Origin of the sequence: Pseudoalteromonas sp. OF5H-5 (genome assembly GCF_021530695.1) — a bacterium.
Classification (GTDB): domain Bacteria; phylum Pseudomonadota; class Gammaproteobacteria; order Enterobacterales; family Alteromonadaceae; genus Pseudoalteromonas.
In genome coordinates this window covers 309,694-333,937 of record NZ_JAKGBF010000005.1, presented here as the reverse complement: position 1 = coordinate 333,937, position 24,244 = coordinate 309,694, and the positions used below count along the sequence as shown (strand labels likewise).

Genomic DNA, 24,244 nt, shown 5'->3' with positions numbered 1-24,244 from the left:
TCAAAGTGACTGTTTATCAATACATACAAATAGTAAATGAGAGATAAATAAAAGAAGCAACAAGGCTGTTAAAACAACCTTGTTGGATGAGTATTACTTGACTGCAGCTGAGCGTCCATATATGTCATCAATGATTCTATTTTAGAAATGGCTGTCCTTCTTTCTGTTAGAAATGGCTGTCCTTCTTTCTGCTCCCTTTGCCAGCATAGGTACAAATAATAGTGGGTGTCATCAATGATTCAAACTGCGAGCGCTTACTGGCTTAGTAAAACGAACATATTCAATTCTAGAGTTTCTTGCTGCTGTATTTTCAGCGCTTTGCCGTGCGCGATAACCCAATTTTAGTGTAGAGATACGCTTATCCGCCAAAGGTCACCCTATCTAAGAACTCTTTTTGTCCATATTCTTTAAGTGTTTCCGCACGTTTTAATCTCACTTTGTCAGCTTAGATACAAATAACGTTGGGTGTCATCAATGATTATTGCTATCGAATATCGCCACTTTTAATTAGAGCTTCCAGTTTTGGGGTTTCAAAGCCATGAAACTCAAGAAAATACATTGTGTCTCTGAACTTCAAATCAATATTACATTCGAGAGTATGCGCATTTAATATTGCTTGCTTTAACATCTCTGACAACTCACTTTCTTCTGTAGATTCAAACAAGATGATTATTGAGTGAATATTAGAATATAAAAAGTCTTGATTTTCGATCTCACGAGTTAAGTAAAACCTATAAAAATCAACGCATTGACTGGCAGATATTTTTTTATTTAACACGAATGAACTTATCCCGCCGTTGACGATATTTTCTTCTGCACCATATATTTCATCTAGTAGTTTGAAACTACCTGAAGACAAGTATTCTTTTGTTTCATGGGAATCTTTAATCAGGAATGTTTCGACAATATTCCACTCGTTTGAATATAAGTTAACCCCCAATTGCTTTGAAATAACATTAGCAGCTAAAACTCGAACAAACTGCAACGGATAAATTGTATCGGTAACCAGAGGAAAAAAAGGTTGAACTGGAAATATGGACTTATCGTAAAAAACTCGTCTTCCGTGGGCTACACTATTTCTAGCTTCGACCAAGTTTTTGATCCAAAATGCTGTTTGGTTACTATAAAGATCATATTTTTTGAGAAGGTAAAGTATCTTTCCTGTGACGGATAGGTCTTTAGACAATAAGCTTGAAAGTAACTTAGCCTTTGAGTTATTTTCGTTTTCTAGGGATTGCCCTGATAAAGATAAAACTTCTTCATTGTATTCTTCAACAAAAGTACTTATCAGATCATTAGACCTTGTTTTTAGTTCTTTTAAATAAAGATCTCCCAAAAGCTCAAGCACATGAAAATAGGCTAAAGTAGCTTCATCTGTGTATATAAGGCTCGTCTCGGAATCTTTTTCCATAAACCTCGCTTTTCGCCACCTGTCTAGCAAGGAAAAAAACAGCTCACTTTCGTGTTTTTTCATTGCATTAAGCTTTTCAATTATTTCGGTAAGGTATTGAGTATTATCCACTCCATCAATAATGAACCTAGACTCTACAGTCTCGGCATCGCCTTCAAAAACGTAACTTTTAGAGGTGGAACCAAATACGTCCAAAGGCTCATCAATAACGAATGACACAACTCCTAAAGCAACAAGATACTTAGATCGTGAAGATATTGCTGAATCAGTTATTGATTCATAATCTTTTAAATTTGACTCAACGGAAATTTTTAAATAACCATAGTTTGACAAAGCATCCGCACCGTCTAATTCAGTAAGGAATTGTACGGAAAAACCATTTAACTGAAACTGAATTTCTACAGGTTTATCTAGCTCGCAGTAATATTCATTAATACATTTTTTCATTTATGTTATTAAGAAACCATAGGTTAAAAATTTGAAAGCATATAACACTTTAGTATTTATGCGACACGCTGTTTGTGTTGCATAATCGCTTGTTGAACTGAGCTGCTACCTGCTCGATGTGACGGAGTTGGTGTTGTTTATGCTATAGCTTACTTAGAAAAAATAGGCTTTTTAGAGGCTCTCACTTTCCTAGCTAGTGTAATCAGTTTAGCTAGTGTTATGTAAGCTTTCCCTGCATTGCTCAGCGCTTATTATGTATTCATTACACCTAAATTTGTCTTAATAAGCAATTATATTTTTTACGCCTACAGAGGCCGCTAGCCTGAGCAATTAAGCAGGTTAACTAATTGATTTTAAGCAACTATCGAGCTGCTAACTCGTTCGCTCTACTTTGGTTGTTATTGCATCTAACTTGAATACGTCAATTAGCCGCAAGATATCTGCCTTACAATGCTAACAAGGCCAATGCGGTATCAGTGTCACGGTTTCTGTGTTTGGCCTCTTTGTTCAGCATGTGCATGTGCATGACGCCTGCGACCTTATCAGCGCTAACTTTCGCTTGCGGCATGCATTGGCTAAAAAACCGTAATGTCGAATACGCATAAATCCTTTCGGTAATTAATACACGCTGCAAATGACGCCGTATGAATTCGTCATTACTCAGTGTCATCACTTTATCGCAGTTATCATCTGCGTAATCTCGGTATGTGAAGCTCACCGGTTGGGTATTTGCTAATACTAAACGTGCTTTGTTATACACGCAGCATTAGAAATGGCTGTCCTTCTTTCTCTCCCTCTTTCAGATATCGCGCTGATCTTGATACTACTCAGTTGACAAACATTACAAAAAATAATCTCCGCTTTGGCAAGTTTACTGCATTTTTTTGCATCTACCTCCTCCCTTTACCCATCCCTATTTGTGATATCACTCGCTTGGCATTGTCGGCACACGCCATGTCACCCGGTTTGGCTTCTATGTCATTAAGGATGGAGTTTAATTGTCGTTTGTTGTCTGCAAGCTTTTTCTCCATCAGTTCAATATCAGCAAGTTTTTGACGTAAAGCGTTAAGTAGCTGATCATGTTTCCAGTCACTTAGATCACTCAGAAGTAATTTACTCAACTCATCTAAACTAAAGCCTGCCTTTTGACCATTTGAAATTAAATGCAATACAGTTTCAGCTTCAGGGGGATAGGTCCTATAACCATTGGCAGCGCGCTTAACTAATTTAAGTAGGCCAATATCCTCATAGAATCGAATTTTCGACGTCGCTAAGCCTGTTCTTTTTGATAATTCACCAATTTTCATAAACTCGAGTTCCTACTGCACTCAGTCTGCTACCTTAAATGAAAAAATCTGTGCTTATCCCAAACAATAGCAGATAACAGAAATTAAGTATTGACCTTCAAGTTTACTTTAACCTTATGCTTGCACAAAACAGATACAAATTAAGGTAATTTTTATGCAAACAATACTTGGAGCAAACGGCCAAATTGGTAGTGAACTCGCCCGAGCTTTAAAGAAAGACTTTACCGATAACATTCGTCTTGTCAGCCGAACACCAAAAAAGATAAACAACACGGACGAATTACTCAGCGCTAATCTACTTGACGGCAGTCAAACGCAAAAAGCAGTAGCAGGCTCTAAAATTGTTTACTTAACCGCAGGACTGCCGATTGACACAAACATGTGGGTTGAGCAATTTCCTATTATGATGCGAAATGTAATCGATGCGTGCGCAAAACATAATGCCAAATTAGTGTATTTTGATAACACCTATATGTATCCGCAAAGCAATGAACGTCTCACAGAAGAAACACCTTTTTTGCCATATGGCGAAAAAGGCAAAGTTAGAGGCCTAATAGCGAATATGCTGCTCGATGCGATGAGTACAGGCCAAGTCAATGCGATGATTTGCCGCGCGCCTGAGTTTTATGGACCGGGTAAAACGCAAAGTATCACCAATACAACGGTTCTTGATAAGCTGCGAGCAGGCGATGCTGCGAAAATCTTTATCAGCGATAATACGTTACGTACCTTGATATACACGCCAGATGCTAGCAGAGCAATGGCGTTACTAGGCAATACCTCTGATGCGTATGGCCAGACATGGCATCTACCATGTGATGACAATCGACTCACTTACAAGCAAATCGTTAACTTAGCGAGCGAAATACTCGGCATTCAAGGCAAGTATTCAATATTAAAGAAATGGCAGCTATCACTGCTAAGCATTTTTAGCAAACCTATAAGAGAAACACGAGAACTGTTACCTCGATATGCAGTCGACAACATATTTGTATCAGATAAATTTAAGCAGCGCTTTACGGAGTTTGAAATTACCACTTACCGAGATGGACTAACAACAACTCTCAAGGAATGACGACGTTATTTAATACCTAGATCATTAGGCGTTAAGTTAAGTGCTACAACTAACACACGCTTTGGCGAGGAACAAACACTTAGATTGCTAAACTTGGACTCTGTACGGGAAATTGCCCCGCACAGAGTTGATGCTTTTTATCTCATCCCTTTAAGAATTTCGACAATTTCTAGGGTGTTTTCAAGTACCCTGATGACCCTACCTTCAACGCTTATCGTTACCAAATCCCGATCTCTGTCGCGATAAATCACTTTGCCATGGTCGTAGATATCTGGATCTAAGCGTTCTCCAACTTGGAGTTTTTTTTGCCAACCTGGCGGAAGTGATTTGCCCTGCTTCAACTTTTTCTCAAGGCCCGGCGGTAACTTGTCCGGTTTTGCATTCGCCTGATTTAAACCTAAAGTCAGGCTAAAGGTAAGTAGAGAAAGTACAATAACTTTATTCATAACAACCTCTCTTTTAGCGCGGCATCATGCGCTTTGTGAACACAATGCCGTCTATAAAGTATTGTTAATAGTTTGAAATAAAGCTTATTGATATAAACTGAACAACAATCACTAATATTTAGATTGATTTAGTTTTGTTAACGCTTTAACGGAGAAACGTTCAATGGCGATCCCCAACTGAAGTCCAAACTTCTCAGCAACGCCTTTTTTAGCTTTATAAGCCACTTTATAAAGTTGGTGACTTTCATTTAGTGACATGAGTAAATCGTCACTGGTTGATATTTCATCAACTAGTTTAAGTTCTAACGCTTGTGTACCAAACCAATGTTCTCCAGTGGCCACTTTCTCAATATCGAGCTCGACACGATTATCAGAGACAAAGTGTTTGAACAGACCATGCGTTTCTTCAATCTCCTCTTTAAACTTTTCTCTGCCTTTATCCGTATTTTCACCAAACAGCGTGAGTGTACGCTTATACTCACCAGCGGTTACCATTTCAAAGTCAACGTTATTCTTTTTCAATAAACGATTGAAGTTGGGGATCTGCGCAATCACACCGATTGAACCAATAATTGCAAACGGCGCTGCAATAATCTTATCTGCAACACAGGCCATCATATATCCGCCACTTGCAGCAACCTTGTCTACACAGACGGTTAGAGGAATACCCGCTTGCTTGATACGCGTAAGCTGCGATGCACCAAGTCCATAACCGTGAACAACCCCACCACCACTTTCTACAGACACAATAACCTGATCCTTTTCTTTATCTGCAATCGTTAAAATAGCGTTGATCTCTTCTCTTAAACCCGAGACTTCGTGAGCGTCCATACTCCCGTTAAATTCAAGATAAAAAACGTTTTTCTCTGCTTCTTTATCTTTATTTTTTTGCGCTTTTGATTGCGACTTATTTAGGGCTTTTAGCGCCTTTTTATCAAGCGTTTGCTGCAAAAACTGCTGCTTAGATTGCGCCAAACTGTCACTTAAATCGATAACTTCAATCTCACCCTTTTTCGATTTTGGTTTTGAGCTTGCTCCCACCATCAAAATAATGACTACTGCGATACCAAAGATAATGGTTACTGTCTTGGCTAGAAATAACCCATATTCAAACAAAAATGCCAAGTCGTTCTCCTCATTTAGCTCATAAAGGGGGCCATTTAACTCAATATTAAATGGACACAAAAAAGACCGCTAGCGCGGCCTTTTATAGTCTCGAAAAATGTCTTAGTTTGCAACAACATCCGGGTTAGATACTTGTAAAACCAAACCCTTTGACTTCAAGAAGCTTGCAACTTGTGTTTGCATTTCGAGTGACGCTGCGGCGTGTCCTGCTGCTGTACCACCAGCTCTTTCATCAAAGCCTGTCGTCAAGATTGAACTATGATGGCCCTGAGAGAACTTCACTACATAACTTCCAGGTGTTCCGTCTTGACTCATTTGCGTTTCGCTTGCAGGCATTAAGCCCATGAAACCAGCAAGTGGTAAGCTACCTGACAAGAAGCTGCGTTCTGTTGTTGGAGGAATAACCAAGTCAGCAGCATTGCCATCAACACCACCCGTAACAACGCTCATATATACTGGCGTTTGTAGCGCTTTCACGGAAGCTGCATAGTTAAGTGGATCGGCACTGTCTAATGCCGTTTGTGCTGCAAAACCAAACTGCGTCACCGTACCATCAATCAGTGCAAGTGTTGCGGTATCTTCAGCCGCCTCGAGCCCTGCTCTAAAGGTTGCATAAGCACACGACACAAACTCACTTTGTACAGCAGCAAGCGTACCACAGTCAGCAATTGCGCCTTCTTGCAGATAGGTATTAAACGCTTGCGATGCTAGGTTACCTGCAGAACTCAACACTGAACCTTGTACAAACGGGCCAAATGATTTTGATTCAATCAAGAAATTAGCAATACCCGAACCACCACTTGCAAGCGCTGCTGACTCAACTTTAAAGAAGCCATCAATTGCTGGATTTAATGGTGTATTGGTTTGTGCAAGGAAGCTTGGGCCTACAATAGAACCAAGTGAGTGACCTAGGTAACTAACTTGTTGAGTATTAAAGTTAACTTGACCGCCAGATGCTAGATTAATGAAGTTTAAGCCTAAACGTAAACCCATTAAATCTGCTGCTGATTGCTTTAAGTTATCACGCGCAACCAACAACGATGTAAGGTTCATGTAGGATAACACGCTACCTGTCGAGGCATTAAAATCATCAGTGCCATCACCATCGATATCTAAACCGCGAGCACCGTGCATTGGGTGATCGATCGCAACTGTGGCAAATCCTGCTTGTGTTAATGACAACGTCAAACCAAGCATGTCTTCTTTTTTACTCGTGATACCATGTTGCAAGATAACAACAGGCCAGCCGCCTTCTGGGCGCTGAGACTCATCCGCAGGCATTGTGATTTGCACAGGAACATTAGCAAGCCACTGCTCTTTAGGGATTGGATTGTACTTAGTTAAGAACTTAGTACCATCTAAACCTAAATCTCTCAACTTTCCACCCGAAAGTGTATTACAAGCAATATCATTTGGTTCTGTTGGCTCTGGTAAACCACCAGCTTGCGCCGCATATCCAGCGACAGCTACCGCGCTGTCGCAGCGAGCTTGCCAATAGGTATCAGCTAGCGCAGAGATATCTTTATTTTTTGGTTGTGATAAGTACTGAGGTAGTTGTATTTGACCTTGCAATAAACGTACGCTTCTAAAAGCAGGTAAAATAGCATCAGGCACTTTTCCTGCAAGTGCATCTGCAACGGTGATCACCGGTTGTGCAGGTACAGCGACAACAGGGTTAGCACCACCTTGTAATTTAGCGGCTAACAATTGCTTAGTCGCCGCCAATGCGTGGCCTGTCGACTGTGTCGTCATTGCAGCTGTATATATAATCTCTTCTTTACTCACCGAACCCGCTGCAGTTACCGCCCCTTCATAGCTACGAATCACAGCCTGAAGAGACTTCTGAGCATCAGTTACCAATGGCGCGTCTTGGCGCAATAAGGTGTAAGTCGAAGAAGCATCTACACTTTGACCTTTTGAGTCTTTAAGACCTTTGGTCAAAACAGTAATGTACGTAGTTTCAGGTTTGAATGGTTTAACTGGGATAATAACTAAACCGTTACCTGTGCTATTAGCCATGGTAACGAAATCACCATCAGGGCCAAATTGTAATTCAGCAATTGGCTTACAAGCGATACCTGAAGGCACCTGAGCACAGTCTTCGTCGGTTTGTAATGGTCCACCCATTGCAACTTCAAAAATTCGTACAGAGCCCGGGGTCATGACGCTTTGCGCATCGAGTGTCAAACCATTCGGTGTCGTCATGTCGATAACGTAAGGCATTTGCGTCGACCAACCATCTAAGGCGCCAATCACAATACTTGGGTTTGCGTAGCTTGCACGCGTTACCAGAGGGTTACCTTCACCATCTTTCACTCCTAACATTTCGTCAGGTAGGTTTAAGGTACCGTCTTGAGTGCCGGATAAAAGAATATCGTTTGGAACTGAGATCACACCACCTGATGGATCAAATTTAACAGAAATCGTTGGAGAAACGGGTGTAGTATCATTTTTTACATCTTCTAACGTTTCACCGCCTCCACAGCCAGCGAGTGCTGCTGATACTGCGAGTGAGAGTAGCATTTTTTTCATTTTATAGGCTCCGACATAATCTTATTATTATTGTGATAATTCTCGTTAAATCTATGTAATTGCATTTTTAATAAGACATTAGACCAGTTAAACTTAACTCAAACTTTGTTATTTCGCCAGCCATATTTACAATAAATTCGCTAACTTGCTACGGCATTGTGATAAAATAGCTCAAACATCTTAATTGGAGTCCAGAATGCAGACTTATCAAGCTCCTGAAAACGCACTTGCGAATAAAACGATACTAGTAACAGGTGCCGGCGATGGCATCGGCCGTGTTGCGGCGATTAATTACGCCAAATATGGTGCAACGGTTATTCTATTAGGCAAAACCACCAGTAAACTAGAAGCCGTTTATGATGAAATTGTTAACGCCGGTTACCCACAACCTGCAATTGTACCTTTAGATTTACGTGGTGCAACCAAACAACACTTCCGAGACTTGGCTGCCACCATCGAGCAGCAATTTGGTAAGCTCGATGGCTTGCTAAATAATGCTTCTATTTTAGGCTCTTTAGGTCCAATGGAACACTTTTGCGTTTCAACCTTTGAAAACATAATGAAGGTAAACGTAACAGCCCAAGCGGTGATCACTAAATCGCTATTCCCTGTAATGAGAAAAGCGCCTAATGCTTCTATCGTCTTTACTTCATCGGGTGTAGGACGTAAAGGTCGTGAGTTTTGGGGAGCGTATGCAATTTCTAAATTCGCAACCGAAGGTATGATGCAAACTTGGGCCGAAGAAGTGGGTAAAACCAATATTCGCATCAACTGCATTAATCCTGGTGCAACAAGAACAAGTATGCGTGCATCAGCATTCCCAGGTGAAGATAAAGATAAACTAAAAACACCTGAAGAATTAATGCCAACATACCTGTACTTGATGTCTGATGACTCAATCGGAGTTAATGGCCAATCTTTAGATGCCCAAACCTACTAACTAGCACTTTAAAGGCTGCAGATCCACAATTGCAGCCTTCTATATTAACCTGAGGTTTGGATAAGGAATGTTCCAACTCATTGTTGCTAAAGCACAACTTAGTTTTCTCCTTGTCTAGCCAGAGAGTTTTAGGGAAAACACCGCTTCCTCGTCCTGCTCTCGCTAAGGTACCTACTTCCTGTAGGCAAGGCGAATTTACGCACCAATAGCTGGCTATTGGAAGTGAATTCAACGCAGTTAGCGCTAAAACTGGCTGCTAGAAAGGCATTAATTATCCGCAGCTCAGGTTATATTACTTAAGTTAATCTCTCGGCAAGGTTTCAAACGCCAGCACTTGCTCTAATTTTTCATCCCACTTCGCTTTACTCGCGATAAATAGGTGTGCAGTTGGCGTAAGACTCGGCGCATCATCTAAACTACCGGCAGGTACCACTATACCAACAGGCTGCTGGTTTGGTAATGCAGAGCCACAACAAGTACAAAAGGCTTTAACGTGCTTAGTATTCGGTAAAATAAAGCGGGTTATTAACTTTTCGCCCGCAAGCCAAGTTAGCACTGCATTTTGAAAAAATAAATTCGCAGCATGTGCGGACCCTGTGTCTTTTTGACAATACTCACAATGACATAAATAAAAGCCCTGCGCGTTGCCCTCTACAAGATATTTAACCTGACCACACAGACAACTACCAGCAAACATCTCTTTCATTTGCATCTCCTTATCAAATACAAAAACACCAGCTCACTAGGCTGGTGTTTAATACCAATTAGTCTTAATACTTGATCAATTTGAAGGAGCAAATCTGACGCTAACTACGTTAAAAACTTCTCATTTAGAACAACTAAATAGCAAAATTTTTGCCTTGCCTATATGGATGTAGGTACCTTGGCGATAGCAGGACGCGGTAGCGGTGTTATCGACAAGATTTTCTCGCCTCAAAATAGCTCACTTAAATAAGCTAATTGGTATAAAAAGCTTAAATTACTTTCTTCTTGGGGTTTTGACCCTTTGATTATGCTTTTTCACTGCTTTGCGGATCTTGTTAATTTTCGCGCGCTTGTCTTTGCGCTTTTCTGGCATAACCGACAACTTAGTTTGCTGCTCGGCCCTCATGCTTACCGATTTACGTAGGTAGTTAACATCTTCTAATTTTAATTCTTCCCATCCACCTTGTGGTAAACGCTTATTAAGCTCCAATTTACCATAGCGGATACGGATCAAACGCGACACTTCAACATCTTGCGACTGCCAAAGACGCCTAACTTCACGATTACGCCCTTCCGTCAGTGTTACATTGAACCACTTATTCAGACCTTCACCGCCAAGTGGCTTAATCTTAAGGAATTTTGCAGGACCGTCTTCTAGCTCAACACCTTTGGTTAATGTACGCAACGTTTGGTTTGTTACTTCACCAAATACGCGAGCAGAATATTCACGTTCCACTTCGTATTTTGGGTGCATCAAGCGATTAGCTAGCTCACCATCATTGGTAAAGAGCAACAGGCCTGATGTATTGATATCTAATCGCCCAATAGCTATCCAACGGTCACCATCTAACTTTGGTAGCCTATCGAATACAGTACGACGACCTTGAGGGTCGCGACGAGTACACAGCTCACCTTCAGGTTTATGATACATAAGTACGCGACAGATGCGCTCTTCTTGCTGCTCTATTTTAACAATATGTCCATCTACACGGATCACCGAAGTCTCTTCCACTCGGTCTCCTAGCTTGGCAACTTTTCCATCTACACTTACGCGGTTAGACTCAATATACTTTTCCATTTCGCGTCTTGAGCCAACGCCAGCTCTTGCCAATACTTTTTGTAGTTTTTCACTCATTCAGATGGTTCTCTCACAGAAGGATCGTTTAATAACTGTTCTATTTTCTCATTATGTTGTTCAGGTAATCGAGGTAATTCCCCAAGACCAGATAATGAGAAGTAATCTAAAAATTGTTTTGTCGTTGCATACAATGCAGGCTTACCCGGTACCTCTTTGTAACCCACCACTTTTATCCACTCGCGATCTATCAAGCTTTTGATAATATTAGAACTCACGGTGACCCCGCGCACTTGCTCTATTTCGCCTCGAGTGATTGGTTGCCGGTAAGCAATCAATGCCAAAGTCTCAAGTGTAGCACGTGAGTATTTTGGTGCTTTTTCCTGCCACAGTTTACTTAGCCAAGGGCTCAAGCTCGGGCAAGCTTGAAAACGGTATCCAGTACCAACCTCAACCAGCCTTACACCGCGAGTTTGATAATGATTTACCAGTGTTTCCAGTGCCTGATCAATACGCGGTGATGACACGCTGATATCTTCCAGCACAGTTTCTTTTAAGCGCTTTTTAGATAACGGCTTATCTGAAACGAAAATCGCTGCTTCAACCAATTCAACCAGTTGTTCATCGCTAACGCGTCTTTTCATATTTTATGCTTGAAGATAAAAATGCGGAGTATAGCAGAGGCTGCAGCCATCCCCTAGCCTTTTAAATGCAGGTAAATCGACGCTGCTGTTGCTGACTGAATATAGTCAACCAATTGCTCCTTAATGAGTTCGAGCATGGCAATAAAAGTAACCACCACACCACTGCGCCCTTCGTCCAAGGTAAAGAATCGCGCAAATTCTACCGGCTTATCCTGTTCTCGTAGCAATTGCAATATAAAGCTCATACGCTCTCGAGTCGAAAGTGCTTCTGCGGATATATGATGGTGCTCAAAGGTCTTGGCTCTAGCCATCACTTCCGACAGCGCCAAAAGTAATTCCCTCAGTTCAATGTCTGGGAATTCTGGCTCAGAGTCGGTACTACTGTCTACCAACGCATGAGCGACAAAGATATCACGCTCAACACGAGGGATCTCATCTAAATTCTCAGCAGCTTGCTTAAATTGCTCGTATTCCTGCAAGCGTCTCACCAGCTCTGCTCTGGGATCTTCCTCTTCCTCTAACTCTTCGTGTTTTGGTAGTAGCATTCTTGATTTTATTTGCGCCAGCAAAGCTGCCATCACTAAGTATTCACCCGCAAGTTCGAGCTGCATGTCCTTCATCATTTCAACGTACTGAACATACTGCTGAGTAATACTAAAAATCGGTAATTCTAGAATATCTAATTTATGTCTTTTTATAAGATAAAGCAGTAAGTCCAACGGGCCTTCAAAGGTCTCTAAGATAACTTCTAGGGCTTCGGGGGGAATATAAAGATCTTCCGGCTTTTCAATTACCGCTTCACCGTGTAAAAAAGCCAGCGGTAATTTCTGTTGGAGTGCTTCTGTCATCTCAACATGCGTTATTCAAAAGGCGACGTATCGCCACAGCCACGACGCAAAATTTCAATGGTGTCTTCGGACATATCAATAACGGTGGTTGCTTGCTCGATTAAATAGCCACCATGGATGATTAAGTCTACGTGCTTCTCAAGACGCATGCGGATATCATCGGGGTCAGACTCAGTAAACTGCTCTCCTGGCAAAATCAAAGAGCATGACATCAAAGGTTCACCTAGTGCTTCCAACAACGCGCAAGTAATTGGGTTATCAGTCACACGGATCCCGATGGTTTTTTTCTTCTCATTGAGCAAACGACGAGGAACTTCTTTCGTCCCTTTAAAAATAAACGTGTACGGACCGGGCGTATTATTTTTAATCATCCTAAACATTTGATTATCGACACGGGCATAGGTCGAAAGCTCCGACAGATCACGGCATAAAAGAGTGAAGTTATGGTGTTTTTCGATGCCGCGGATCCGCTCTATCCGCTCCTTAGCTTGCTTATTACCGAGGTTGCAACCAATCGCATAGCCGGAGTCGGTTGGAAACACCACTACGCCACCTTGTTCAATAATATCAGCCGCTTGGCGAATTAAACGCGCTTGCGGATTATCTGGGTGAATATGAAAAAATTGACTCATAAGCTTATTCCTCTTTGCCTCCCCAATGACGCCAAACTCCTTGACAATCTTTAGGTAAATACAAGTTACGACCAAGGTCGACCCAAGGCATTGGGAAGTGAAAATCTGACCCTTGGCTTGCTAACAATTCAAACTCTTGACTTAGTCGCCCCAAAAATTGGCGCTCAGTAGGCGCTTGCTGGGGCTGTGCAACTTCCATTGCAGCTCCCCCAACCGCTTTAAATTCAGCAATTAACTTTCTTAGCCACTTATTCGACATCTTATATCGAGCAGGGTGTGCCAGCACACTTACTCCACCCGCAGCGTGAATAGCAGAAACGGCCGTTTGTATATCGCACCACTGACTTGGCACATACCCAGTTTTGCCGCGTGCTAAAAATTTATTGAAAACGCTTTGCACGTTTTTAGCCACGCCCCGCTCAACCAGCACTTGAGCAAAATGCGCTCTGGTGATCTGCGCAGTTTGGGCAAGCGCAAGGGCATCTTCGTAGACATGCTCATAGCCCTTTTTGGCTAATCGCTCGCCGATTTCTTTTGCTCTGGCTTCTCGCTTTTGCTGCTGTTCGTGCAGTAACTTTGTTAATGCTTCATGCTCAGGGTCAAAATTTAATCCAACGATATGGATCTCAAAGCTTTCCCATTTTGTGGAAATTTCAACGCCATTGATAAGTTCTAACGTGAGATTATTTTGGCTAATGTAGTCACGGGCAGGCTGGATCGCATCTATCGTGTCATGATCTGTAATTGCAAGAATATCAACGCCTTTTTCCGTTGCTCGCTCAAGCAATTCATCAACAGCTAAGCGGCCATCGGAAAAAGTAGTATGGCTATGGAGGTCATATTTAATCAAAATGTATTAACTATCTCTATGAATTATCAACGTTTTGATTATATCACAAGTTAACTGATACGACCTTAGGTTATTTTCTGATATTTGCCCTTGACACTTGTAGCAAGAATAGGGTTTACTGTAGCTAATTTAGATTAAACAACGAAATATTCACAAATGAACAAACAAATTCAAAAAAACATTTGGTGGTGGCACTCGAACTAAGCGGGTGTGTTTCGTTATATCTACGATTTATCAACCCGCGCAATGTCGCGGGTTTTTTTATACTTTTTAGAGGCTTATATGAACAACAATATCACAGTAAACACAATTTGGTGGTGGTGGATGCCCTAGCGGGACGGTATTGTTGTGTCTGAACAATAACCCCCGCAGAGCTCAGCTTTCGGGGGTTTTTTTATTTTCTAAACAGAATATCTAGAAATTAAGAGGAATGAGGTTTGATTTTTAGTCATATAACGACCACACCAGGTGAGGTCACCAGCATAAGACAAAGGCGCGATTATATTGCCAGCCCACTGTCTTTATACGCAGGTTTAAACAAAGCAAACTCGTTACTGCTCGAATCGGCAGAAATAGAGTCTAAAGACAATGTGAAAAGCATCGTGCTTGTGGATAGTGCGATTCGATTCGAATGTAACGGCGCCCAAGTCATTGCTAAAGCCTTGTCTAACAATGGTGCTCAGTTGCTACCGTACCTTGCGCAAAAGGTCACAAATTGTGACGTGACCCTCAATGATAATACCTTGACGCTCACGTACAACGCATTGGAAAGTAACATTGATGAGCATACAAAACTAAAAGCGGATAACGCCTTTAGTGCGCTCAGAACCTGCACAAATGAAATTAAACGTAACTCAGATACGCCATTTTCAGTTTTTTTAGGTGGTGTATTCGCCTATGATATGGTGGCAAACTTTGAGCAACTTCCTGAAGTACCAGATGGGGACAACGACTGTCCCGACTATGTTTTCTATCTCGCTGAAACCCTAGTTGTGATCGATCATCAAGCACGAACTACAGAGCTCATTGGTAATGTTTTCAATGGCCCTGAGGTTCACGCCAATTGTTTTGAAGTAGGCAAACAGCTAGAAGAGCTAAACAGTCAGTGTGACCAAATCACTGAATTTCAGTTTGAGCCACAAAGTGGCGGTGCAGACGTCAAAGTCAATGTGAGTGACGACGAATATTGTCAACACGTTGAAAAGTTGAAAACCAACATTATCAACGGTGACATCTTTCAAGTCGTTCCCTCTCGCACTTTTTCACTTCCTTGCCATAACTCACTCGCCGCCTATAAACAGCTCAAACTACAAAACCCTAGTCCTTACATGTTTTATATGAAGGATGAGCGCTTTGTGTTATTTGGCGCATCTCCAGAGTCTGCACTCAAATATTGTGAGCAGAGTAACCAAGTTGAAGTCTATCCCATTGCGGGGACAAGACCACGAGGTAAGTTTGCTGATGGTAGTATCAATCCAGATTTAGATAGCCGCATTGAGCTTGAGCTGCGCAACGATCAAAAAGAGCGTGCAGAGCACCTTATGCTTGTTGACCTTGCTCGTAACGATGTCGCACGGATCAGTATTGCAGGTACTCGACACGCAAAAGAATTATTGAAAGTGGACCGCTACTCACAAGTCATGCATTTAGTATCGCGCGTCGTTGGCCAATTAAAGCCGGATTTAGATGCGCTTCACGCCTATCAGGCTTGTATGAATATGGGCACTCTCGTCGGCGCACCAAAAGTTAAAGCCGCAGAACTGGTTCGCCATACAGAAAAGCAGCGTCGTGGCAGCTACGGCGGAGCGGTAGGTTATTTGATGGGCAATGGCGCCATGGACAGCTGCATCGTCATTCGCTCCGCGTTTGTAAAAGATAACGTTGCTTACGTGCAAGCGGGTGCAGGTGTTGTGTTTGATTCAAATCCACAAAGTGAAGCAAATGAAACCAAAGCTAAAGCCATGGCAGTGATTAAAGCAGTACAGTCCACATATAAAGGTGCAAACCATGACTAAGGTATACTTTTTAGATAATTTTGATTCTTTCAGTTATAACCTTGTGGATGAGCTTAGTTTGCTAGGACTCGACTTGGTCGTTTATCGTAACAATATCTCTGCCGAAACCATTTTCAATAAAATGTGTGCAGAGGTTGATCCAGTGATATTAGTTTTATCACCAGGACCTGGCGCGCCATCGGAAGCAGGCTGTTTGCTCGCGTTAATTGAGCTATGTAAAGGTAAATTCCCCATGCTTGGGATTTGCCTCGGTCAACAAGCCCTAACCCAAAGTTATGGTGGTAAAGTTGGCAAAGCGGGTGAGACGGTACATGGCAAATCTTCTATTATTGAAGCGGATGAGCATCCGGTATTTGCCGGACTTGGGACGCAATTCCCTGTTGCGCGTTATCACTCTCTGATGGCAACAAGCGTACCACCAGCACTACAAGTGATCGCGAGATATCAGGCCATTCCGATGGCTATCTATCACAGTGAACACAAAGTAATTGGCTATCAATTTCACCCAGAATCAATATTGACCCCCAATGGCGCTCAGCTATTACAACAAAGTATCGCGTACCTTAGCGCTTAGGAGATCAGGATGGAAAAGTTACAACCTCTATTACAGCAACAAGATTTATCGTTCGACGCCGCCAAATCCTTGTTTAGCGATATTATGGCTGGACAACTGAGCGACATCGAACTTACCGCAGCGCTGCTTGCGCTAAAGTTTAAAGGTGAAACAGCGGCGGAAATAGCCGGAGCAGCTCAGGCCATGCGTGATCATGCCACCGCATTTGACAAGCAAAATCTACTCGCAGCAGACAGCTGTGGTACGGGTGGCGATGGCACAAATACCATCAACGTGAGTACCACCGCCGCCATTGTCGCCGCAGCATGTGGTATTAATATGGTCAAACACGGTAATCGCAGCGTGAGCAGTAAATCAGGTTCCGCGGATTTACTAAAAGCACTTGGGATCAACATTGATATGACCCCCGCACTTGCAGAAAAGTGCTTAGCAAAGACCGGCTTTACCTTTTTGTTTGCACCGCATTACCACGCTGGTGTAAAGCATGCCATGCCGGTTCGCACGCAACTAAAAACACGCACGATATTTAATATTCTCGGGCCATTGGCAAACCCAGCTAAGCCTGAGGTGCAATTACTCGGCGTTTACGACCCTGCCCTTGTTTTACCCATGGCCGAAACGTTAAACCGCTTAGGTACGAAACGAGCGATGGTAGTTCACGGTAGTGGCACAGATGAAATTGCCCTACACGGCGAAACGCTAGTCGCAGAAGTAAAGCAGGGTGAAGTGACGCAGTACACCGTTACCCCAAGCGATTTTGGACTAGAAAACTATTCACTTGAATCTATTGCTGGTGATACGCCAGAATATAACGCGAAAGCGAGCCTTGCGATTTTAAATGGTGAAGGCGAAGCAGCACACAATGCAGCGATAATTGCAAACGTTGCAGCCTTGTTGGTATTAACCGATAAGGCCACAGATTTTAAAACCGCAAGCGAACAAGTACGCGAAGTGCTTGCAAGTAAGAAAGCCATGACAACCTTGGCTAACATTGTAGAGGTGAGTAATGGCTAATGTATTAGAAAAAATTGTTGCCGATAAAGTCGAAGAATTAAAAGCGCGCAAGGCGCAGCGTCCGTTAAGTGACTTTATCGATGAAGTAACCCCCACCACGCTTAACTTTATCGCTGCGTTGGCGCAAGCTGGGACCCAATTTATTTTAGAGTGCAAAAAGGCGTCACCTTCAAAAGGCCTTATTCGCTCACATTTTGATTTGACTGAAATTACCAGTGTTTATCGTAAGTACGCGACATGTATTAGTGTACTAACCGACGAAAAATACTTTCAAGGCAGTTATGAATACCTTGCCACGGTGAGAAAGCTGGTTGATCAGCCTCTGATCTGTAAAGACTTCTTTATTGATGAATATCAAGTTTATCTCGCCCGCCTACACGGTGGCGATGCCATTCTTTTGATGTTGTCTGTATTAAATGACGAAGAATATTTGGCACTAGCGAGCGTGGCCAAATCACTTAATATGTCGATTTTAACGGAAGTAAGCAACGAAGAAGAAGTGACAAGAGCGCTTGCGTTAGATGCTGAACTTATCGGTATTAACAATCGTGATCTCAGAGATTTATCAACGGATTTAGCAACAACAGAGAAACTAAGAAAGTTAATCCCCGAAGACAAAGTGGTGATTTCAGAGTCTGGCATATACACGCACCGCGATGTGAAACGCTTATCACCGATTTGTGACGGCTTTTTGGTCGGCAGTTCACTGATGGCTGAACAGGACTTAGAACTTGCTTGCAGACGCTTGATTTTGGGCGAAAACAAAGTGTGTGGTCTTACTCGAAGCCAAGATGCGCAAGCAGCTTATGAAGCTGGAGCGGTATACGGTGGCCTTATCTTTTATCCAAAATCGCCTCGTTATGTCGACATTGATTGTGCGAAGGCCGTCGCCGATAGCGCACCGCTCAAGTACGTTGGTGTGTTCGTTAACGCACCGCTTGAGCAAGTTGCTGAGTATGCGCAAATATTAAAACTGAGTGCAGTGCAATTACATGGCAATGAAGATGAGTTGTACATCAATACCCTGCGAAAACAACTTCCAGTTACCTGTCAAATTTGGAAAGCACAGGGTGTGGACACAGCACTGCCAAGCCCCTTCGCTGGCGTAGACAAGCAATTGTACGATACCAAAACCGACACCGCATTTGGTGGCACGGGACAAGTGTTTGATTGGCAGCTATTAAATCGTAGTTCGAGCAATTATATGTTGGCTGGCGGCCTAAACCCCGAAAACATTCACGGTGCCGTTAATATAGGTGCCGATGGTCTTGACCTAAATTCAGGCGTTGAGCAATCGCCTGGTAAAAAATGCGCTCAAAAAATCGCTAACGCGTTTACACAAATTCGAAAATATTGAGGTGGACATGAGTAATTCAGCTTATTTTGGTGACTTCGGAGGCATGTTTGTGCCCGAGTTACTCGTACCTGCGTTAAAGCAGTTAGAACAGGAGTTTTATAAGTCACAAAAAGACCCAGAATTTCAACAGGAGTTTTATCAACTTTTGAATGAATTTGCGGGTCGCCCGACCCCGCTGACTAAGACACGCAACTTAGTTAAAAACCCTAAGGTCAAACTGTACTTAAAGCGTGAAGATTTACTTCACGGTGGTGCACACAAGACCAACCAAGTGTTGGGTCAAGCGCTCTTAACCAAACGTATGGGTAAAAAAGAAGTCATCGCTGAAACCGGCGCTGGACAACATGGTGTTGCAACCGCCCTAGCCTGCTCATTACTCGGCTTAAAATGCCGCGTATACATGGGGGCTAAAGATGTTGAGCGTCAGCAACCAAACGTATTTAGAATGCGTTTGATGGGTGCGGAAGTTATCCCTGTTACCGCCGGCTCAGGCACATTAAAAGACGCGGTAAATGAAGCATTACGTGACTGGTCTGCAAACTACAAAACGGCACATTATTTACTCGGCACGGCTGCAGGTCCTCATCCATTCCCGACGATTGTCCGTGAGTTCCAAAAAATGATTGGTGAAGAGGCGAAACAACAAGTACTAAAAGCGGAAGGTCGTTTGCCAGATGCAGTTATCGCTTGTGTGGGCGGCGGCTCAAATGCTATTGGTATGTTCGCAGATTTTATTGACGAAAAAGGCGTGAAATTAATCGGGGTGGAACCGGCTGGTAAAGGCTTGGATACTGACGAACACGGCGCAGCATTATGTAAAGGTACTAAAGGTATTTTACATGGCGCCTATACCTATATCATGCAGAACAAAGATGGCCAAATTGAAGAATCTTATTCTGTCTCAGCAGGTCTTGACTACCCAGCTGTTGGTCCACAACACGCCTACCTTCATGAAACAGGCCGCGCGCAATATGTTGGCATTACCGACACTGAAGCATTAAATGCCTTTCAAGCGCTTGCTAAACACGAAGGTATTATTCCAGCCCTAGAGTCAAGCCATGCTCTGGCATACGCACTAAAATATGCAGAAGCGCAAACGGAAGAAACGGTGATTGTTGTTAACTTAAGTGGTCGCGGAGACAAAGACTTAGCTCACGTCCACCAGGTACTATCTGAGCGAGGTGAACTATGAGACGTTATGACGCGATGTTCGCGCACTTAAATGAAAAAAACCAAGGTGCATTTGTTCCTTTCGTGACGATTGGTGATCCCGATAAGGCACTCAGTATTGAGATCATCAAAAGCCTGATTGACGGTGGCGCTGATGCATTGGAGCTCGGTATTCCGTTTTCCGATCCCATCGCTGATGGTCCTGTTATCCAAGCGGCTAACATCCGTGCATTAGAGCAAGATGTTAATACGCAAGACTGTCTTGAGATCATCGCTGAAATTCGTCGCTACAACAGTGATATTCCAATTGGTTTGTTGCTTTACTCAAACTTGATTTTTGCTCGTGGTATTGAGCAGTTTTATCAAGACGCCAAAACTGCGGGTGTGGATTCTATCTTAGTTGCTGATGTGCCACTGCACGAAGCCAAACCGTTTAGGCTCACTGCAATGGCAAATGACATCGCGCCAATTTTCATTGCCACACCGAATGCCTGCGATGATACGTTACGAGAATGCGCCACCCGAGGTCGTGGCTATACCTATTTACTTTCGCGTGCAGGCGTGACAGGTACAGAAACGACAGCACAAATGCCGGCAACAGAGATGATCACCAAACTTATCGAATATCATGCTGCGCCGCCACTGCTAGGGTTTGGTATTTCTGAACCGGAGCATGTAAAGCATGCGATTGGCTCAGGTGCAGCAGGTGCGATAAGTGGCTCTGCAGTGGTGAAAATCATCGAAAAACACTTGGATGACCCTAGCACCATGTGCTTTGAGCTAAAAACCTTTGTTGAGCGAATGAAAGCTGCAACGCAGAAGTAATATTACTTTCAAGCCAGTGTTTAACACTGGCTTTTCTTAGAATTAACGCAAGTTATCTTTTAAGGCTTTAGCAGGCTTAAATAATACCTTATTTTGTCCCTCAATGGTGATGGTCTCACCCGTTTGAGGATTACGTCCTTGCTTTGGGGGATGATAACTTAACGCGAATGTCCCAAGTCCATTGATTTGCATCTGATCGCCTTCTGACAAGCGCTTTTTAGTGGCCTGTAAAATGACATTTAACACCGTCTGTGAATCTTTCTTTGTTAATCCACTAATTTCCGCCATTTTTGTAACTAAATCGCTCTTATTCATGCAAATACCTCTGAACCATTGAATGAGCGCAGCAGGCTATGGGTTTCGTTAAAGAAAGTCAATGTTGATGTTCTCGCCGTATCTTGGTAAAACCCTTACAACCAACTTTGTTAGGATAAAAAATGTCATTTTTAATTGAGTACTTACCGCTTATCCTGTTTTTTGCGGTTTATAAGTTTGTCGATATTTTTTGGGCAACGGGTGTGCTAATCATCGCTTCTCTTATACAGGTTGCACACCAATACATCACTAAGCGCGAAGTCGCAAAACGTCATTGGGTATTCTTAGCGATTGCGTTGATCCTCGGTGGAATGACGATTTTCTTCCATGATGAGCAATTTATAAAATGGAAAGCCACTATTATTTATGCAATTTTAGGTGTGGCTTTACTCGTATCGAGGTACTTGTTTAATAAAAACTTGGTAAAAGGCGCACTCGAAGGGGTTTTAAAGTCAGTAGCTGAGAAGGAAAAAAGCGAGATTGAGATTGATATTGATTTACCAGTAAAAGACTGCGACCAATTAAACCTATTTTGGGCAGTATTACTTTTCTTCATCGCTGGCCTAAACCTTTACGTTGCGTACCACTTCTCTCTTGATTTTTGGGTGAACTTTAAAGTCTTTGGTTTAATTGGGATCACCTTCGTTGCACTCCTCTTTACCATGTTTAAAATTCAAAAATATTTACCTGAAGAGTAACCATTCAAGGTTCATCTGCAGCTGCTATAGTTAACGAGTAAGAGCTAACTATAGCGGCTTGTAGCCGCCAAATATTTTGGGGAACCAGCCTTGAACGCAAGCCAATACCGGTGGTGTGAACTCGTATTTGTATTCTTTGTCCTGCCCATTGTCGCTTATCAATTCCGTGATCACCTCAACAATTGGCTTTTTCCAGCACTGATCATTTTAATGGCAGTCTGTACCCATTTACTACTAACCGACCCCCATTTCAAACGATTTAGGTTAACCAGTTTGGGAGAGTTTTCGTCCGTCAAAAAACGTTTATTCACCACGTTTTTCGCAGGTGCGATGTTTTCAGCCATGCTCTATGGTTTAGTTAGTCAAGGAAATTGGTTTTCCCTGCCGCTCAATTCACCTAGCGACTGGTTATTATTATTATTTGCTTACCCTATTCTTTCTGTCTTACCACAAGAGTTAATTTTCAGGAGCTACTTCTTTCATCGCTATAAAAGGATTTTACCAAATAAAAACAACCGAGTTTTGTTAAGTGCATTGGTGTTTGCGCTTGCTCACTGCGTCTATGACAATTGGATAGCCGTGGCGTTATCTTTTGTTGGAGGACTACTATTTTCTTATACTTACGCACACAGCCGTTCCCTTGCCGTGTGTGTGTTAGAGCATAGCCTGTGGGGGCTGTGGATGTTTACAATAGGAGTTGGGCAGTACTTAGATTCGGGCGTAAAATTTTAGTGGCTTAGTGAAGAATAAACATCGGCGCATTAATACGCCGATGTCATCGTGCCCAAACCAAATGTTCCGTTGCTAGAAGCCAAAGATACTAAATGCAAAATATTTAGTTGCAACGGTATTAATGAAAATAGCTAACAGGATCACCGGGATGAATGTAGATAGGGAGAAATTAATATATTTCTCAGTAAAGCTGCCTACGTACCCCTCTGAACCTTGCGCAAGTTCTTCATTCAAACCAGATTTTTTCCAGCGATAAGTAACAAATAGACACAACAGCAAACCATTCAACGGTAAAATAGTGTCGTAAAACACATCGTAGATTAGGTCAAAGAAGCTCTTCTGAGCATCGCCATAACTTACAAAACTTGTAAGCCAATCCACCATTCCAAAAGACATAGTAGATAGCACAGTCAAGATACCTGTGGTCAACGCTAAGATAATCAATGCCTTTTTACGTGAAATACATTTTTCTTCCATCAAAGTCGCTGTAGGCACCTCGACAATTGACACTAGCGACGTTATCGCAGCAAAGAAAACCAGTAAAAAGAAAGTACCTGCAACTATTGAGGCACCGACGTAGCCAATATCATCTTGTAAAGCCAATAACAATTTCGGCAAGTAATCGAAAATCATAGATACAGAAGAGTCAGATAACTTACTTGGATCTGTATTCGGATTGAAACTGAAGATAGCCGGAAGTACCATCAGACCTGCGATAAACGCCACTAATGAATCTGTAATAGCGACCATTTTGGAGCTACCGACGATGTCGTCTTTCTTAGAAATATACGAAGCGTATGTGATCAATATACCCATCCCCAAAGACAGTGAAAAGAACGCTTGTGACAGTGCGCCATTTAACACACTTGCATTCATCTTTTCGAAGTCAGGAACGATGTAATAGCGTACACCTGCCATCGCGTTATCAAGAGTTAATACGTATGCGACAAGGCCAATTAACATGACAAATAACGCTGGCATGAGTAACTTAGCTGCTTTTTCAATCCCTTCTTTTACACCGCCAACCAAGATAAGATTCACGATCACACCCACTATCAACATATAGATGAAAACATTGGTATCGTTGATAAAAGTGCCAAAGTACTTCGGAGAGGCGAGTGCATCTAAGTTACCTAAAGCTGTTTGCGCTAAGAAGCCAAAAATCCAAACGGTAATAACCATATAGAAGACGGCAATCATAAACGGCGTGAGTACAGCCAAGAATCCAGCTATTGACCACTTTTTATCATGATTAGATAGCAGCTTATATGCGCCAAACGGGTCCTTTTGGGCTTTCCTACCCATTGCCATTTCGGCCATCATGACAGGTAAACAGATAAACACTACAAATAGTGCATAGATTAGTAAAAATGCCCCACCACCATTTTTTGCGGCGGAAACAGGAAAGCCGACTAAGTTACCAATACCAACAGCAGAACCTGCAGCGGCAAGGATAAACCCTAATCGGGAGCTAAAATGCTCACGGTTTGCACTCATTGCAATCAAC

At 42.5% G+C, this 24,244-nt stretch carries 23 protein-coding genes and 1 pseudogene; 10 read left to right on the top strand and 14 right to left on the bottom strand.

Translation table 11 applies throughout. From position 1 onward, the window contains the following. Positions 1-484: 484 nt before the first annotated feature. The 3 genes and pseudogenes from L1271_RS10290 to L1271_RS10280 all read right to left on the bottom strand — a co-directional run bounded on the left by L1271_RS10290 (position 485) and on the right by L1271_RS10280 (position 3,165). The gene (locus L1271_RS10290) at positions 485-1,858 is read right to left on the bottom strand and encodes a hypothetical protein (RefSeq protein WP_235367761.1); all 1,374 of its coding nucleotides are present in this window, start codon (positions 1,856-1,858) and stop codon (positions 485-487) included. 372 nt (positions 1,859-2,230) lie between these two features. Then, a pseudogene (locus L1271_RS24930) lies at positions 2,231-2,576 on the bottom strand (transposase); the annotation flags it as partial. 172 nt (positions 2,577-2,748) lie between these two features. Next, entirely contained in the window at positions 2,749-3,165 is a 417-nt protein-coding gene (locus L1271_RS10280; RefSeq protein ID WP_235367760.1) for a MerR family transcriptional regulator, read from the bottom strand. 154 nt (positions 3,166-3,319) lie between these two features. Between L1271_RS10280 and L1271_RS10275 the strand changes: the two genes are divergently transcribed. Further along, on the top strand, positions 3,320-4,240 hold the full coding sequence (locus tag L1271_RS10275; RefSeq protein WP_235367759.1) for an NAD-dependent epimerase/dehydratase family protein: 921 nt from the start codon (positions 3,320-3,322) through the stop codon (positions 4,238-4,240). 137 nt (positions 4,241-4,377) lie between these two features. On the opposite strand, the gene L1271_RS10270 is transcribed toward L1271_RS10275, so the two are convergent. The 3 genes from L1271_RS10270 to L1271_RS10260 all read right to left on the bottom strand — a co-directional run bounded on the left by L1271_RS10270 (position 4,378) and on the right by L1271_RS10260 (position 8,343). Further along, complete coding sequence (locus L1271_RS10270; RefSeq protein ID WP_235367758.1) at positions 4,378-4,686, bottom strand: hypothetical protein; 309 nt, start codon at positions 4,684-4,686, stop codon at positions 4,378-4,380. A 111-nt stretch (positions 4,687-4,797) separates the two neighbouring features. Further along, positions 4,798-5,811 carry a protease SohB gene (gene sohB / locus L1271_RS10265; RefSeq protein ID WP_235367757.1) on the bottom strand — a complete coding sequence of 338 codons (1,014 nt, stop codon included), beginning with the start codon at positions 5,809-5,811 and terminating at the stop codon, positions 4,798-4,800. A gap of 102 nt (positions 5,812-5,913) precedes the next feature. Next, positions 5,914-8,343 carry a VolA/Pla-1 family phospholipase gene (locus tag L1271_RS10260; RefSeq protein ID WP_235367756.1) on the bottom strand — a complete coding sequence of 810 codons (2,430 nt, stop codon included), beginning with the start codon at positions 8,341-8,343 and terminating at the stop codon, positions 5,914-5,916. Between the two features lie 196 nt (positions 8,344-8,539). On the opposite strand from L1271_RS10260, the gene L1271_RS10255 reads away from it, so the two are divergent. Beyond that, entirely contained in the window at positions 8,540-9,283 is a 744-nt protein-coding gene (locus L1271_RS10255) for a YciK family oxidoreductase (RefSeq protein ID WP_010604961.1), read from the top strand. Positions 9,284-9,584: 301 nt separating this feature from the next. On the opposite strand, the gene L1271_RS10250 is transcribed toward L1271_RS10255, so the two are convergent. The 6 genes from L1271_RS10250 to rnm form a co-directional block, all read right to left on the bottom strand. Next, complete coding sequence (locus tag L1271_RS10250) at positions 9,585-9,989, bottom strand: GFA family protein (protein WP_206470951.1); 405 nt, start codon at positions 9,987-9,989, stop codon at positions 9,585-9,587. 273 nt (positions 9,990-10,262) lie between these two features. Beyond that, positions 10,263-11,123 (bottom strand): 23S rRNA pseudouridine(2605) synthase RluB, encoded by an 861-nt coding sequence (rluB, locus tag L1271_RS10245; protein WP_010604963.1) that lies wholly within the window; start codon positions 11,121-11,123, stop codon positions 10,263-10,265. Next, positions 11,120-11,707, bottom strand: a complete 588-nt coding sequence (gene scpB / locus L1271_RS10240; RefSeq protein WP_010378581.1) for an SMC-Scp complex subunit ScpB — start codon at positions 11,705-11,707, stop codon at positions 11,120-11,122. Before scpB ends, rluB begins: the two co-directional genes overlap by 4 nt. A 53-nt stretch (positions 11,708-11,760) precedes the next feature. Continuing rightward, complete coding sequence (locus tag L1271_RS10235) at positions 11,761-12,555, bottom strand: segregation and condensation protein A (RefSeq protein ID WP_235367755.1); 795 nt, start codon at positions 12,553-12,555, stop codon at positions 11,761-11,763. 11 nt (positions 12,556-12,566) lie between these two features. Further along, on the bottom strand, positions 12,567-13,187 hold the full coding sequence (locus tag L1271_RS10230; protein WP_235367754.1) for an L-threonylcarbamoyladenylate synthase: 621 nt from the start codon (positions 13,185-13,187) through the stop codon (positions 12,567-12,569). A gap of 4 nt (positions 13,188-13,191) precedes the next feature. After that, the gene (gene rnm, locus L1271_RS10225; protein WP_235367753.1) at positions 13,192-14,037 is read right to left on the bottom strand and encodes an RNase RNM; all 846 of its coding nucleotides are present in this window, start codon (positions 14,035-14,037) and stop codon (positions 13,192-13,194) included. 437 nt (positions 14,038-14,474) lie between these two features. Between rnm and L1271_RS10220 the strand changes: the two genes are divergently transcribed. Genes L1271_RS10220 through trpA form a run of 6 tightly spaced genes read left to right on the top strand, consistent with a single transcriptional unit; the run spans position 14,475 to position 20,992 of the window. Continuing rightward, on the top strand, positions 14,475-16,052 hold the full coding sequence (locus L1271_RS10220; protein ID WP_235367752.1) for an anthranilate synthase component 1: 1,578 nt from the start codon (positions 14,475-14,477) through the stop codon (positions 16,050-16,052). Next, the gene (locus L1271_RS10215) at positions 16,045-16,626 is read left to right on the top strand and encodes an aminodeoxychorismate/anthranilate synthase component II (RefSeq protein WP_235367751.1); all 582 of its coding nucleotides are present in this window, start codon (positions 16,045-16,047) and stop codon (positions 16,624-16,626) included. Before L1271_RS10220 ends, L1271_RS10215 begins: the two co-directional genes overlap by 8 nt. A gap of 9 nt (positions 16,627-16,635) precedes the next feature. After that, complete coding sequence (trpD, locus tag L1271_RS10210; RefSeq protein ID WP_235367750.1) at positions 16,636-17,640, top strand: anthranilate phosphoribosyltransferase; 1,005 nt, start codon at positions 16,636-16,638, stop codon at positions 17,638-17,640. Then, positions 17,633-18,997: a bifunctional indole-3-glycerol-phosphate synthase TrpC/phosphoribosylanthranilate isomerase TrpF gene (gene trpCF / locus L1271_RS10205; protein ID WP_235367749.1), complete on the top strand. Its 1,365-nt coding sequence runs from the start codon at positions 17,633-17,635 to the stop codon at positions 18,995-18,997. The genes trpD and trpCF overlap by 8 nt, the downstream gene beginning before the upstream one ends. Before the next feature lie 7 nt (positions 18,998-19,004). Further along, a complete protein-coding gene (gene trpB, locus L1271_RS10200) occupies positions 19,005-20,189 on the top strand; it encodes a tryptophan synthase subunit beta (protein WP_010604969.1) in 1,185 nt (394 codons plus the stop codon). Further along, the gene (gene trpA / locus L1271_RS10195; protein WP_010604970.1) at positions 20,186-20,992 is read left to right on the top strand and encodes a tryptophan synthase subunit alpha; all 807 of its coding nucleotides are present in this window, start codon (positions 20,186-20,188) and stop codon (positions 20,990-20,992) included. Before trpB ends, trpA begins: the two co-directional genes overlap by 4 nt. 42 nt (positions 20,993-21,034) lie before the next feature. Here the strand turns inward: trpA and L1271_RS10190 are convergent, their stop codons facing one another. Then, entirely contained in the window at positions 21,035-21,307 is a 273-nt protein-coding gene (locus L1271_RS10190; protein ID WP_010604971.1) for an HU family DNA-binding protein, read from the bottom strand. 122 nt (positions 21,308-21,429) lie between these two features. On the opposite strand from L1271_RS10190, the gene L1271_RS10185 reads away from it, so the two are divergent. Beyond that, on the top strand, positions 21,430-22,005 hold the full coding sequence (locus L1271_RS10185) for an inner membrane-spanning protein YciB (RefSeq protein ID WP_211866259.1): 576 nt from the start codon (positions 21,430-21,432) through the stop codon (positions 22,003-22,005). A gap of 90 nt (positions 22,006-22,095) precedes the next feature. Further along, a complete protein-coding gene (locus L1271_RS10180) occupies positions 22,096-22,737 on the top strand; it encodes a CPBP family intramembrane glutamic endopeptidase (RefSeq protein WP_102056944.1) in 642 nt (213 codons plus the stop codon). 72 nt (positions 22,738-22,809) lie between these two features. On the opposite strand, the gene L1271_RS10175 is transcribed toward L1271_RS10180, so the two are convergent. Then, positions 22,810-24,234, bottom strand: coding sequence for a sodium-dependent transporter (locus L1271_RS10175; RefSeq protein WP_102056945.1), 1,425 nt, complete (start codon positions 24,232-24,234; stop codon positions 22,810-22,812). Positions 24,235-24,244 lie beyond the last annotated feature (10 nt).